This is a genomic window from Hominimerdicola alba, from assembly GCF_900112155.1.
Lineage (GTDB): Bacteria > Bacillota > Clostridia > Oscillospirales > Ruminococcaceae > Hominimerdicola > Hominimerdicola alba_D.
This window is the reverse complement of sequence record NZ_FOKQ01000008.1, coordinates 16972-31853: the sequence shown is the minus strand read 5'-3', so window position 1 is coordinate 31853 and position 14882 is coordinate 16972. Positions and strand designations below refer to the sequence as shown.

At 45.1% G+C, this 14882-nt stretch carries 10 protein-coding genes; 4 read left to right on the top strand and 6 right to left on the bottom strand.

Annotated features, from left to right (window positions below; translation table 11 throughout):
- Position 1 precedes the first annotated feature (1 nt).
- The 6 genes from BM265_RS06125 to BM265_RS06100 all read right to left on the bottom strand — a co-directional run bounded on the left by BM265_RS06125 (position 2) and on the right by BM265_RS06100 (position 5958).
- Complete coding sequence (locus BM265_RS06125) at positions 2 to 937, bottom strand: AAA family ATPase (RefSeq protein ID WP_074960678.1); 936 nt, start codon at positions 935 to 937, stop codon at positions 2 to 4.
- 190 nt (positions 938 to 1127) lie between these two features.
- The gene (gene rlmD / locus BM265_RS06120) at positions 1128 to 2417 is read right to left on the bottom strand and encodes a 23S rRNA (uracil(1939)-C(5))-methyltransferase RlmD (protein ID WP_074960677.1); all 1290 of its coding nucleotides are present in this window, start codon (positions 2415 to 2417) and stop codon (positions 1128 to 1130) included.
- A 305-nt stretch (positions 2418 to 2722) separates the two neighbouring features.
- A complete protein-coding gene (locus BM265_RS06115) occupies positions 2723 to 4075 on the bottom strand; it encodes a hypothetical protein (protein ID WP_074960676.1) in 1353 nt (450 codons plus the stop codon).
- Positions 4076 to 4169: 94 nt separating this feature from the next.
- Complete coding sequence (locus tag BM265_RS06110; RefSeq protein WP_074960675.1) at positions 4170 to 4643, bottom strand: peptidylprolyl isomerase; 474 nt, start codon at positions 4641 to 4643, stop codon at positions 4170 to 4172.
- 21 nt (positions 4644 to 4664) lie between these two features.
- Positions 4665 to 5207 (bottom strand): hypothetical protein, encoded by a 543-nt coding sequence (locus BM265_RS06105; RefSeq protein WP_074960674.1) that lies wholly within the window; start codon positions 5205 to 5207, stop codon positions 4665 to 4667.
- Between the two features lie 37 nt (positions 5208 to 5244).
- Positions 5245 to 5958 carry a hypothetical protein gene (locus BM265_RS06100; RefSeq protein ID WP_074960673.1) on the bottom strand — a complete coding sequence of 238 codons (714 nt, stop codon included), beginning with the start codon at positions 5956 to 5958 and terminating at the stop codon, positions 5245 to 5247.
- Between the two features lie 353 nt (positions 5959 to 6311).
- Here BM265_RS06100 and BM265_RS06095 point away from each other — a divergent pair, with 353 nt between their 5' ends.
- From BM265_RS06095 to BM265_RS06080, 4 genes are all read left to right on the top strand, one after another.
- Positions 6312 to 8297 (top strand): hypothetical protein, encoded by a 1986-nt coding sequence (locus tag BM265_RS06095; protein ID WP_074960672.1) that lies wholly within the window; start codon positions 6312 to 6314, stop codon positions 8295 to 8297.
- Positions 8298 to 8801: 504 nt separating this feature from the next.
- Positions 8802 to 11429, top strand: coding sequence for an EAL domain-containing protein (locus BM265_RS06090; protein WP_074960671.1), 2628 nt, complete (start codon positions 8802 to 8804; stop codon positions 11427 to 11429).
- Positions 11430 to 11596: 167 nt separating this feature from the next.
- On the top strand, positions 11597 to 13948 hold the full coding sequence (locus tag BM265_RS06085; protein WP_074960670.1) for a substrate-binding and GGDEF domain-containing protein: 2352 nt from the start codon (positions 11597 to 11599) through the stop codon (positions 13946 to 13948).
- A gap of 15 nt (positions 13949 to 13963) precedes the next feature.
- Positions 13964 to 14767, top strand: a complete 804-nt coding sequence (locus tag BM265_RS06080; protein ID WP_074960669.1) for a zinc ribbon domain-containing protein — start codon at positions 13964 to 13966, stop codon at positions 14765 to 14767.
- Positions 14768 to 14882 lie beyond the last annotated feature (115 nt).

Here is a 14882-nt window from a genome sequence, read left to right as displayed (position 1 = left end):
ATCACTCCGCAGTAGTAGGACTTTGTACCGTCATCGCCACAGCTTTAAGTGCAGCGCCGTTATCTTCAAAATTTGACTTGCCCTTAGGCGAAAGCATAAGTCTGTGGGCAAGCACCTCGACCATTACCGCCTTAACGTCGTCGGGAATAACATAGCTTCTGCCCATAACATATGCGTAGGACTTCACAGCCCTCAGCAGTGCGATAGAGCCACGGGGCGAAACACCAAGCCTGATATACTCGGAAGTTCTCGTAGCTGTAACGATATCGAGTATATACTTTCTGATGCTGGGGGCAGTAGCCACTTTCTGAGCTTCTTCCATAAGCACAGCGATATCATCTGTACTCATAACAGCTCTCAGGTCTTTTGCTGAGATAAGATTCTCACCGTTGGACATGATGCGAAGCTCGTCCTCATATGCGGGATAGCCCATGGATATCTTCATTATGAATCTGTCCATCTGTGCTTCCGGCAGATGATAAGTACCGTATGTCTCAACAGGGTTCTGTGTCGCCAGTGTCATGAAAGGCACAGGCAGCATATGTGTAACACCGTCGATTGATATCTGATGCTCTTCCATTATCTCCAGCAAGCTGGACTGTGACTTAGGCGAAGCACGGTTGATCTCGTCAGCCAACAGGAAGTTGCACATGGCAGCACCCTCTTTATATTCCAGTTCTCTGGTTACCTGATTTATCATGGAAAATCCCACAATATCCGAGGGCATAACATCGGGAGTCAGCTGTATACGGTTGAATTTACCCGCTACTGACCTTGCCAGCGAAGATACCAGCTGAGTCTTACCAACGCCGGGAACATCCTCTATCAGCACATGACCGCCGCAGAGCATAGCAGTTACTATTTTAAGCACTGTTTCCTGCTTTCCGACGATGACTTTCTCTATATTTGCAACCAAAGCTTCGATCTTACTGTTCATCAAATATCCTCCTGTTCAGGGATAACTTATGCGTAAAAATACGCATTTCACACTATAATATTATACCATAAATATGTACCAATGTCAACCAAATAAACGACAAATACATAAATTATACAAATTTCGGATCCACCATTTCAGGCAGACCCGACTATATATCTTATTAAATAAAAACATCACCGAAAATCCGTCATTTTCTGCGTTTGCCGCCATTCTTTACAGGTCTTTTCACTGACATTCCTCTGGGCTTTAAAAATACCTGTTCTTCCCTTTTGACTGCTTTCTCAGATGCTTTATCGGCAGATTTCTCAGACTTTTCAAGGCAGACAACATTCTCAATGCCCATAGTATGCGGAAACATATCCACCGGCTGAATGAATGTGGCTCTGTAGCCCTCTTTCTTGAATATCCTCAGGTCGCGCTCAAGAGTTTCGATACTGCATGAAACGTAAACTATCTTCTCGGGAGCAAGCTTCACCGCACATCCGATGAATTCTCTGCTGGCACCTGCCCTGGGAGGATCCATTACCAGCACATCAAAGCTGTCACCGCGTGATGCCATTGCCTGCATGAATTTGCCTGCATCATCGTTGAAGAACTTGATATTATCCAGACCGTTCAGCTCCGCATTTACTTTAGCATCTTTGCAAGCCGATTTGTTAAGCTCCACACCTGTGACTTCCGCACCGTTCTTCGCACAAATTATGCCTATGGTACCTGTTCCGCAGTAAGCATCTATTACCTTTACTCCCTTGCGTATGCCCGCTGCCTCAACAGCAAAGCTGTATAATTTTTCGGTCTGCATTGGATTCACCTGATAGAATGAAGCAGGAGATATCCTGAACCGACATCCGCAAAGCTCGTCCTCGATATATCCCTTACCGTAAAGGATAACGCTCCTGTCACCAAGAGTCAAAGGCATGCCTGTCGGACAGATATTGTGTACGATAGTAGTTATCTCGGGGTGTGCTTTCACCAGTGCCTTAACAAAATTATTCTTTGCAGGAAGCATCGGCGAAGCAGTGACCAGCACAACCATGACCTGTCCAGTGGTGAAAGAAGTCCTAATCAGCGTATGCCTTAGAAGACCCTCGCCTGTACGAAGATCATATGGTCTTATACGCATATCTTTCATAAGCACCTTGATGGTCTGAACGATAGGCGAAGCCACTTCGGCTTCAAGCATACAGTCGTCCACAGCCACCATCTTCTTTGCGTTAGACTGATAAACGCCAGAAATTATACGCTTTGAGCTGTCCGTTGCGAAAACGGTCTGCACCTTGCACCTGTAATTATAAGGAACTTCCATCGGCACGATGTTCTCAACTTTCCCGAAGCCCGAAAGCATACGTGCGGCTTTTTCCTGTTTTCTTGCAAGCTGTTCGCTGTAGCTCTCACTCAGCTGACATCCGCCGCATCTCTTGAAACAGCGGCATTTTCTCTCACCGGTCGCATGATCTGTAATGACCTTTTTAGGCATATCTTGCCCTCCTGAAAATTATTTATCCAAGTGCGTAAGTTTACCAAACACACATTTTCTATCACTTTTCCATTCACCGAAACTCATTCTTTCAGCAAAACACTGCCCAACTCCAACTTAAAGATCAGAACAGCATATCGATTATACCATGTTTCAACTCCCCTGTCAACGTCCGCAAAGGTCTCAGAGAAAAATTCACACAAATATAAAATATAAGCTGAAATACATTAGTATCTCCCTATGAATGAGCCAACAAAAAAGACAACCGTACAACAGTACAGCTGTCTTTTTTACATCACGAAAAATTATTCCTCGTCACCGTTATCATTATCTTCGGAAGTCTCAGCGTCAGCGTCGTCCTGCTCTTCGGGAGCTTCTTCCTCAACCTCGGGTTCTTCCTCTCCGCGGAGTGACTTACGGCGGGCATCACGCGCTGCAAAAGCCTTTTTCAGGTCTTCGCGCATTTCTTCTTCGTCCTCATCGTCATCTTCCTGCTCTTCTCTCTCAAAGAAAGCTTCTGCCGCAGCAAGTTTCTTGCGGCGCTTGCTTGTAGGCTTCATAATAATAAGGTACTCTACAGCGATTATTATCATAGTCAGTGCGATGGCGATTATGATGAAAAGGTTGCGGACGGTCTTATCAACACCGTTGCTCTTGTTATCAGTAGCTGCAACAGCTCTGTCCTGAGCGTCGGTGGTGTTGGTATCATCAAAAATTATTATATCGTAGGTCTTGAGCTCATCATTGTTGAACACTACATCGAAAGAAGTCTCACCTGCAGCAAGCATCTTGAAAACGCCGTTCTCAAAGCTTACTATACTGGGGTCGGCAACAACGATATTCCTGTAATTCTCGATACCCATCTCCGAGGGTGCAGCCTGACCTATGCTCTTCTGAACTTTTACCAGCGGGTTGAGCTTGGGCGCCTTTGTCTCCTCGCCATTGTATCCGGGTGCATCGGGATTTGCAATTATACCGTTCTCGACTGAATATGATATCGGTATACCTGTCTTGTTATCCAGTGTGGTAACAGTCAGGAAAAGTGTAGTGGAGACCATATCCTTATCCAGAACTTTAAAATTCAGGGTAACATAATTGCCCTGGAATTTACTGCCCGAATCATTTGTATAATTGAAAACATACTTGCCGTTGAAGCTGTTCTCGGCAGCCTTTCCGCCTGCCTCGGGATTTATCTGAGTGCTTTCCAGCTGCAGAAGCGCGGTATCAAATGCAACCGACATCAGTGCGCTGGATACAGCAGAATCAGCTTCTATCCTAAGCTCTACCGATACGGCGTCGTCCTTGAACTCACCCGGCTTCAGATAAACCTTTGATGGTGCAGAAGTGGGCTTATCGGGAACAAGAGTAGTTGCCTTGTTCTCCATGGCTGTAACTTCATTTCCCGCAGACTGTGCAGGATCATAGCCGGGATCGGGCGCTGTAGTTGTTGTAGTCTCCTCGTATCCTCCGTTGTCATAGCCGTTATCATAATTATAATCGTAGTTATTATAATCATAATTATTATAATCGTAGTTGTTATAATCATAAGTATTGTAATCATATGTCGGATCATAGCCGTATTCCGCATAAACAGAAGGAACAGCAGCAGTCACCGCCAGAGCCGCGGCAATGACCGCAGCAAACCTTTTTATAAACATTTTTACCACTCCCGAGAAATAATTTTTCGCTATACACAGCAAAAACCTCTATATTTTTGTAATACAGAGGCATCTGCTTTAAAAATAATAATTATCAGTCAACTATGGTGACTTTCTTCATCACCTGAGGTTCCAGAGGCTTGTCGTTGAAATTGACCTTTACATCAGCTATCTCGTCAACTACCTCGATACCCTTTACTACCTTGCCAAAAGCAGCATAATCACCGTCAAGGTGAGGAGCATCTTCGTGCATGATGAAGAACTGTGAACTTGCAGAGTTGGGCATCATGGATCTTGCCATGGAGATAACGCCTCTTGTATGCTTGAGGTCGTTGTTTACGCCGTTTCTTGCAAATTCACCCTTGATCTTCTCGTCAGAGCCGCCCATGCCTGTGCCCTCGGGGTCGCCGCCCTGGATCATAAAGCCCTTGATGACTCTGTGGAATATCAGACCATCATAAAAGCCCTGCTTAACAAGCTTCTCAAAATTTGCAACTGTGATAGGTGCCTTCTCGGGATAAAGTTCGATAAGAATCTCCTTACCGTTTTCCATTTCTATTTTAACCATTTCCACTTTCCTCTCTGTTTATCAATCGGCATTGCCGTAAAATCTTTTTTCTTCTTCCTTTGACTTAGGCAGCAGACCTGCATCGTATCTCTTCTGAAGATCCATGAAATACTGACTTTCGGGAGTCCTGCTCTTTTTGAAAAGCGAAGCCTTCCTTACTTCGTCAAGCGTGAAAAAATCGCGCTTGCCTTCAGTATTTACGCAGTAGAATCTGTTTACCTTTTCAAAATCCCCGTTCTCATTGTTCCTGTTCTTATCAAAGCAACAGAAGATATCTCTTGCCATAAGATCACAGAGTCTGAGAACTCTTGTATAGTTGGAAGCATCTTTCCACGCATCAAGTTCCTCTTTGAAATACTGCTGAACAGGTACACCGTTGACCTCCATGCGCCTGATAATCCTTGCCAGGCACACCGAAGCGTCATGATCTGTCAGTTTATCGAGACGCGCGTTCTTATACTCCATAATATAATCATTTACTGTAGAATAGAAAAGTTTATCATAGGGAAATTCCTTTCCTGCTTCTGAATACTTGATTATAGGATTGTCTGTGTTGATGTTCAAAACCTATCGCTCCTAGAAAAAAACATTTGCCCTGACCTTATTTGCGGTCACCATATTTTGCCTCAAACTCCTCGACCTTCTTGGCAAGGAATTCTTCATCGACAAAACCAATATTATCGGGATCTTCGCTATGGTCTATTACACCCAGTTTCTCGATCTCGGCTTCATCAGGCTCGGATGCGACAGCAGCTATATCCTTATACTCCGCATAATCCTCAGGTCTCTTCGCATAAGGAAGATCAACAAGCTTCTTGTCCACTTCAGCCTGGGCTACCTCACTGAATTCAAACTTGGTATTCTCCACCTCAGCCACCTTAGCTTCATGCTCAGCATACATAGCTTCCATTTTTTCTGCTATACCATGCTCCTTAGCCTCGGTAATCTCTTCCTGATGTGACCTTATATACTTCTCATGCTCTACTTCATAAAGCTTTTCATACTCGGTCTGGGCATCAACGATCTCTTCGCGTCCCACCGTGCTGGTGCCGTAATCTGCATGAGTTTTAACTGGCTGGTTCTTCTTCTCTTCAAGTTCCGCTTCAAGCTGAGCCATCTTTGTCTTGATCATCTCAGGGTCAACGCTCTCTACCTCAAGAGTTTCGGGAACAACTTCATCATACTTAGACTCCTTCACAGCAACGGTCTGCTTACGTCTGGGTGACGGAGTATTCCAGATATCATCAGGATTCACGGGCTTAGCCGAAGGAGCTGCCACAGGAGCAGCCGGTTTCTTTTTATTGAATAGAGCCATTATATATTTCCCCCTAGTGTAAAAATGTTCAGATAAAATCACCCGCACCAAATGCCTGTTCAGCGGACTGATATCTATACAAATTAATTATACTATAAACTGCACAAAAATGCAAATACTTTTTGTCATCTAATTGAGATAAATTTCAGAGAACAATTTAGTTATATTTACCTGTATTCACATTTAGTTCACTAAACGTTTTATTTTTATCGATATATTATGTAAGAATATTTGATATAATTGATTCGATATAGTATAGAGTTTATTATGCGGGTACAATGTATAATCTTTTAACCGTTTAAAACTTTTTCTAGATAATTTTTACATTTAAATACCTTTAAGGGGGAATCACTTTGGCAAACCAGAAACTTGGAGTTACCGCTAACGAGCTGTTCGCCTGCAATCCTTTCAGAATATTGGGTCTGCCCGTTACTGCGGAGGATGAGGAGCTGACTGCTACCTACAAGAAGCTGCTCTCTATGGGAGATGCGGAGAATTATAAGACTGACTATGATTTTCCTACAGCTCTTCCGCCTTTCAAAAGAGATGACATCACACTGAGGACTGCTTATGCTAAGCTTGCCAGCAACGGCTACCGCTGCTTTGCGTTCTCTGATGGCTGTTTTTCTCAGGCACTTACCGAGGACGATGTACTGCTGAACCTGAAAGATGTCACCTGCTATGATGCTTTCATCAGATGCTATATGTGGCTCATCACAAATGACAGAGGATTCGAGCACCCTCATCTGTGGATACTTCTCGCTAAGTACATAGACAAGCTCATAGAATCCAAGCAGAGCGAGTGGAAGCGTCTGTTTGACAATCGTTTCCCGCAGTCTGTAATGTCTGCAGGCAGCGACCAGATGCTGGCAGAGCTCCACGCTACATTTAAAGATATTATACTCCTGCCTCTCAAAGAGATGGTAAGAGGTTCAATGAGATGCACTTCCGCAACTCAGATACTCAAGGCTGCAAAGATCGACGTTGACAAGGTATATCCTATGCCCAACATCGGTCAGGCTAACGGTTCTGGTTCAAAGCTGAGGATAGCTGCAAGAGATGTAACAGGCGCTGCACCTGCTCCCAAGGCTGAAGAAGCTCATACTTTCGTTGCTGCTGCATCTGCAATAACCGCAGACGCTATCATAAGCGAGGAAGCTCCCAAGCCTGCTGCAAGACCTGTTGTCAATACTGTTAAGCCTGCTGCTCCTGCTCCCGCTCCTGCACAGCAGAAGCCACAGGAAGAGCATAAGGTAAGCCTTGTTGATGATGCTATCGCTGCACAGGCTGCAAGCTCACAGAACAGTCAGTCCGGCACAGCAAGCAGCTCCTCCAACAAGACTTCACTTGTTGAGGAAGAGATTCCTGTAAAGCACGTTGAAGCTATCGACGGTCTGACAAGACCCAAGCCCATCATCAAGAAAGAAGAGCCCAAGTCTACAGGTGCGTTCGAGATACCCTCTGACAAGGATATTGCAAGCAGCTTTACTGTTAATGCTAAACCTGATGAATACACAAAGCCAAAGGATAATATGGGACCTGTTTCCTATCGTCCCGAGACAGATGATCTGCCCTCTGCAAACGTTGGCGAAAGAACACTGGAAGCTATCGATCCTTTCGCAAGCGTCGGCACCAGCACTGCAAGAGTTATCGACGAAGGAAGCATTGCTACAGGCACAAAGCGTAAGTCTGTAAACCTCACAGGTCTCGGTGACGAAATTGTCAATGACAATGTAGATGATATCCAGTTCACTGCTCCTGAGGGCTACCGCCATGTTGAAGAGGAAGAAGTCGTTGAAGAGCGCGAGATCAGCAACCGTTCGCTGACTTACCTGATCAACGAAGTTGACTCCCGTACCGACGAAACTACCGATCAGCTGCTGACCGAGCAGGAGATCGAAGATGAGCTGTACACTGACACCCTCATCAAGCTGCTTCGTTCCAACCGTTCCAGCAAGATGATGAAGGAAGTTGATACTGAGCATGTTTACCTGAACGGCGGCGGTACCAGCGAGAATAAGGGTGCCGAGATCACCATGGACGATATCGATATGAAGAAGAAGGACAATTCAAATCTGGATTCTGCATTCGGCTATCACAGATTCGACGAGGCTCACGCTGCTGAGGCTATCAAGGAGAAGTACAAGAACATCAACATCGGCGATATGCTCAATCCTACTGTGGGCAACTCGCTGAAGAGAGAATACCATGAAGACCCAATCAAGGAGTACATCAAGTATAAGAAGGCTGAGAAGAATCTTTCAGCTTCGATGATGAAGGTATTCGGATTCGTTGCACTGGTCGGAATACTGGTCTTCCTCCTTATATTCTATCTCTGATATATGTATACTACACGGAGAGGTATTTTCCTCTCCGTGTTTTTTTGCCGCAGCGCAATTACCACTTATAGATTTAGTTTTCAGAATGCTGACTTTTTATAGGACGAACGAGGCATTTTGTATCCACAGCTGATATATTTTGATGAAACACGGATTTTGGAAACATCGGTAAGTATATTTTTCACCCTCATTTTAAAACAGCTAATAATTAAGAAAAAGTTGTACGTTTTTGTACAATCCTTTCCAAATTATGTCTATATTAAAATATAAAACAATTGTTAACACAAAGTTTTCGCGGCGACATTGTTGATTTTTGACAGTACACAAGCTGTATCAGCATATGCAAAAAGGCGCTAAAAGGCGTTCATAAGCACTTATTAGGGTCGATTCCGAGCTCGTAAGACAGAAATTACAAAAGTTGACTTTTGGATAAGAATCTGATATAATCTAACATGGAGCATTCTAAAATATACTGGGCTTTTCAGCCGAAAAGAAGGTCACACAATGAATGAAAAAAGAAGCGAACAGCTGCACCGTATGCTGGGCAGTCTGTGGGAAGAGCTTATGCACTGTACGGACAGTGTTGGAGCTTTTGTGCTGTGGGACGACAGCCGCGAATATTATATTGATGATAATGCGCTGGGGCTGCTTGGCATGGACAGGGAGTATCTTTCCTGCGATGCTTTGCGCAATGTGCTTGAGTGTGCCCTTGATGCAGAGGTATCTTCAAGTCCTGCTAAGGTGATAACTGTGCATGTCGATGACAAGGACTGCATGGCGGGATTCGTTGTGCGCCGAGACACAGCTGTGCCTCTGTCTATCGTGGAGATGTATCCACTGCTGAATCAGAATCAGCTGGCTGAGCGGATGACTGAGGCGGGAGATGACGCTTTTCTCATGCTTATAAAACTTGAGCACGTCGATGAAGGCAGAGACGAAAAGTCCTTTATCAGAAGCGCGCTGGAAAGTATGGAAAAAGTTTCCCCCGATGGAACAGCGCTGGCTTATCATTCGGGAATGAAATTCTGGGTATTTGTCAGAAGCGGTGTGAAAGAGCCTCAGGAATTTGCAGAAAAATTGCAGAAGGCTGTAAAGGATTCTTCCGTTACAGACGAATTCGGTGTTGTCATAAGCAAGGAACATTCCATGACCTTTACAGGCGGATATGTGACTTTCCGCAGCAAAGAGAATGCAGCAGTAAAGGAGTTCCACTATGCTTCATTTGCACTATATGAAGCTGTAAGTGCGGGTGTGGGAACCATAAGCAGTTTTTCAAGCGCTGTATACGAGCTCCAGAAAAACGACTACCGCAGGGTACAGAATTTCTTCCATGTGCTGGATCAGAATTCTTTCACATATTATTTCCAGCCTATAGTAAGTGCAAAGGACGGAAGCATATTCGCTTACGAAGCACTTATGCGTACAGACAAGAAATTCGGGCTTAGTCCGCTGCAGATAATCGACATGGCTTCAAAGTACGACAGGCTCTACGATATAGAGCACGCTACCATGTACAACGTGCTTGACCAGCTGAGCAAGAACCAGAGCTTTTTCAAGAAGAGGAAGCTTTTCATAAATGCCATACCTTCCAGTTTCCTCAGTGACGATGACTGGACGGAGCTTATGGCAAATTACGGTGAGCTGATGGAAAAGGTTGTTATCGAGCTTACCGAGCAGACAGATACATCTGACGAGAATCTGGCTTTTCTGATAAACAGACTTAAAGAGCAGAAAGTCGAGATGGCTATAGATGATTACGGTACAGGATACTCGAATACTTCCAGACTTATCCGTTACGATCCTCGTTACATCAAACTGGATCATTCTCTGATATCCGGTATAGATACGAATCTGAAGCTTAGGAGCATAGTTTCCAAGCTGATAGACATGATGCACTCCAACGGTCTGCTTGTTCTGGCTGAGGGTGTAGAAACAGAGGAAGAGCTGAAAGTTCTTTCAAATATACACGCTGATCTTTTCCAGGGATTCTATATCTCGCGCCCGAAGCCTTTCTTTATCAATGAGATAAGCGAGAGGATACGCAGTCAGATAGTGAAGTATCACCTTGAAGCCCAGGGAAATTCGGGTAAGATATACCATGCGAAGTCGGATGAAAAAGAGATAATAAAACTCTCTGACCTTATACAGGATAAGTACACAGGGGTATTCATCAGCGGAAGTGATGTAGAGATCATCGGTGAGGCAGGTATGCCTTCTACCATTATGCCCATCACTGTCAAAGAGGGCGCTGAATGCCGGCTGAGACTGAGAAATGCTTCTATTGAATCAACCCTGGGACGTCCTGCGCTGTCCCTGGGAACAGGAAGCAAGGTGACAGTCAGGGTGAGCGGCAAAAACAGGCTCGTCAAGGGCGGTATACTTGTTCCTGAAAAGGCAGAGCTGACCCTCGAGGGTTCGGGAAGCCTGACGATAATCCCCGAAAGCGTCAGCTGCTTTGGCATAGGAAATGAGTTCGATCTGACTTACGGCAAAATAACCTTGCAGATGGACGATGAACTGACCATAACTGCCTGCGGCGACAACTGCGTAGGAATAGGCGGTGGAAAATGCAGCTGCCGTGACGGTATAAATATACTCTCGGGAACTATGGAAATAAGCTGCGCGGGCGGAAACAGCATCAGCATCGGCAGCTCCATCGGCAGAAGCGATATCACTATCAAGGAATGTTTTGTTTCCATAGGTGCTGCTTCGGCTAATCTCACGGGTATAGGCTCTATCGACGGCAATACACAAATAAACGTTGAAAACGTCAAGCTGGCTATCACGGCAAGCGGCAACACTATGTGTGCTGTGGGCGCCAAAAACGGTGGTGTCGCTGATATAAACATCAGGAACTGTGAACTGTTTTCAAACATCAAGGGCAGAGAGATAACCAACATCGGTACACGCGGCAGTGAGTGCGCCTGCAGGATATCCAATTCTACCATGAACCTCAGCTGCGAAGGCAGTATCGTATCGGGTATAGGCGACAGTACAGGTGCTGGATTTGTTGAGCTCACAGAAACTGAGATCAATATAGATTTCCTGGCTGCGGAGTGTTTCGACCTTGGCTGCCGAGACGGAAGCCTGGAGATGCGTGATTGTCTGAAAAATATTCATATCAACTTATAATATCAGATCGGTATATCAGTATCATCTGAATCAATGAAGGATGGCAGTTTCAGCTTTATCAGGGCTGAGACCGCCTGATGGGTGAAAAGAAGGAACTCGATGGAAGAGGTCTGTTTTGGAATGGTGATGCCGTAACAGACCTGCGATCATGAAACGGAGTGTATTTTATGAGCGAAACAACTATCGGCAGACGCCGCCTGAGAGTAGGGCTGCTGATAAGTAATCCAGAGGAAGAATTTGATAATGCAGTGTGCGAAGGCGCTATGATCGCTGCCAAACATTTTGATGTGGATATGTTCATACTGCCGGGACGTTACATTGACGCGCAGTATGCTGACAAAATAAGAACCGCTTACGAATATCAGTTCAACACTGTGTTTGAACTTGCCAAAGACAAGTGCTTTGATGCTTTGCTCGTACTTATCGGCACAATAGGCAGTCATCTTGACAAAAAGCGCAGAGAGGAATTTCTCAAAAAGTTTTCAGATATACCAATAATAACCCTTACTTCACAGATAAACGGATATCCCTGCATAACCGTTGACAACCGCACAGGTCTGAAACAGGTGATAAAGCATCTGATAGAAGCTCACAGCTGTTTCAAGATAGGATTCGTCAGCGGACCTATGACCAGCGATGACGCGGTGGAGAGATTTGAGGTATACAAAGAGGTCCTTGCTGAGTACGGTATCGAGTACGACGATAACAAGGTGGCTTACGGCAATTTTTCTAAGCACGTTCAAAATGAGGTTGGCGAACTCCTTGACAGATGTCCCGACCTTGATGCCATAGTATTCTCAAACGACCAGATGGCGATAGGCGGCTACAAGGCTATGGAAAAACGTGGCATCAGACCCGGCACGGATATTCTCGTTACGGGATTTGACGATGATCCTGCTGCTACAGATCTTACGCCTCATCTTACTACTGTGGCTATGGATTCCACTGAGCTGGGATACAATGCTCTGATAGAGGCTGTGAACTACATCAACGACGGTACTATTCAGCAGGAGATGGTTTCTTCAAAGATCATAATAAGGAATTCCTGCGGCTGTACTGATGCGGCTTCGGCGGAGCTTAACGCGCTGCATAACGACCCGAAAATGATAACGGAGCACGCTGATGATATCTGCAGGACGATATTCAACAGGTACAGGAAAAGCCCTACATCGATAAAATATTGCAAGACCTTCGCAAAGATCATTCAGGAACTGTGTTCCAGTGCGGAAAGAATAAAGCAGGACAACGATTTTGATCCTTACCATATTTTCGAACAGCTTGAAGATACGATAACAGATGATTTCTTTGAGTACACCGATCTGGAAACGCTTTATTCCACAATGGAATATATACACTCGGCACTTGCGTGTACCCTTGATACCAAAACTGAACAGTTGAGGCTCAACAGCATATTTATCAGGTTATATAAGCTGATCTCAGAAAGACACATAAAAATGAATAACTGCAAGCTGAAAAACAACACGCTGATGACCAAGCTGACGAATATGACAGCACGTGATATGCTGGTGTTTGACGCTTATGATGATACAGCTTACTGCTCTGTGGTGGACAAAATGAGCAGGCTGAACGTTACTGCCAGCTATCTTTACGTATATGACAATGTTGTGGAGCATCATAAAGGCATGGAATGGAAATTTCCTGACTGCATAAAGCTGAAAGCTTACCACAACATGAGCAAGCCCAAACTTCTCCCCCCGGAGGAACAGCACATAGCGCCCGAAGAATTGCTTACAAACAAGCATTTTGTTCACGACAGACGCTGCACTATGATATGTCTGCCGCTGTTTACGAATGAAGAGCATTACGGGCTGTTGATATGCGAGCTGGAACATCAGGATTTCAGTTTTCTGTCATCACTCATGGTTCAGATATGTGCGGCGCTGAAAATGATCGTTGTTATGAAAAACCAGAAGATCATCGAAAAGCAGCTCAATCAGAGCCTTATCGAGATACGCGAGAACAATCAGCTGCTGGACGAGCTTTCAAAGCAGGATGATCTCACAGGCTGTCTGAACAGACGCGGATTCTTCGAGTCAGCAAGAAAGCTTATACGTGCTGAGGAAAACGAGGGCTGCAGTGCGGTGATGATATTCGCTGATCTGGACAGTCTTAAAACCATAAACGACCGTTTCGGTCATGAGGAAGGCGATTTCGCTATACGCGGTGTTGCTAAGATACTTTCTTCTGCCTTCAGATGCGGTGAAGTCATCGGCAGACTGGGCGGAGATGAGTTCGTGGTATGCGTAAAGACAGACGAGAATTTCAGCGCGGCTGCGATACGTAAGAGGATAGATGAGATCTCAGCTGAGTTCAACGAGAACGAGGGGAGGAACAAGGAGTTCTATGTTCATGCAAGCGTAGGCGTTTATCCTTTCAAGTGCACTTCCGACGATGAGATTGGCGAACTGCTCAGCCATGCGGATGCTCTGCTTTATTCGCAGAAGAAAAACAAGCTTTCAGTCATAAAATCGGAGAGAACAAAACAAATCAGAGAATAATATAGAGGTTAATATATGGGAAAGATCTGTAAGTCATGCGGACACTATTACAGCGGAGAATTCTGCGACAAATGCGGGTACGGAAAGCCCGCAAAAGTTGCGGAATCCGTAAAAAAATACAGAAAAGCGGCGAGGAAAAAGCCCCTGCGTATGCAGACGGAAGAGGACAAAAAGCTGTATGCAAAATGGGCTAAGGAAGAAAAGCAGGAACAGGTACAAAAGAGGACTGACCCGAAGGCTAAAACCCATTTTCTGATAGTAGTAGTGATCGCGGCTTTGATCGTGCTGGGATTCGCACTTTACAAAAGCGGTGCTGTTTTTTCTAACACAAAGGAAGAAGTTATCCAGCAATATTTTTCTGCCATATCTCAGGGAGATTACGACAAGTTCGTCAAGTGCTTCCCGAAAGAGATCAAGCGTGAATACGACGATGACAGGCAGGTATCTGGACTCAGCAAGGACGAATACATGAAAGCGCTGTATCAGGAATTTACCGATACTTACGGAGCGGGATACAGCATAACCGTCAAGTTCGGTGATATGACTCCCCTTTCGGCGGAAGATTATGATATGACAGCTTACAAGGAGCAGCACGGTTCTGCGCCGAAGCTCAGCGAGGTATACGAGGTCGTCACAAATGTTGAGTTCCGCGGAGCTAAGGGCAGTCAGCAGTCGAAGCTTTTCATCTATGTGGGAAGATCAGGCGGTTACTGGCATATCTTCGGTATGGATGAGGATATGGGAAGTATCAACGCCGACGGTTCACCTAACGAGGGTGAGATACCACCTGTAGTTGAGAATGAGGACACGATAAAATAATAGTACGAATGCCTGTGCTTTATGGGACAGGCATTATTTTGCGCAAAAACAAGAGCTCAGCAGACCTTTGAAGTCAGCTGAGCTCTTTTGTAATTTTAGAATCCGTATTGCGATA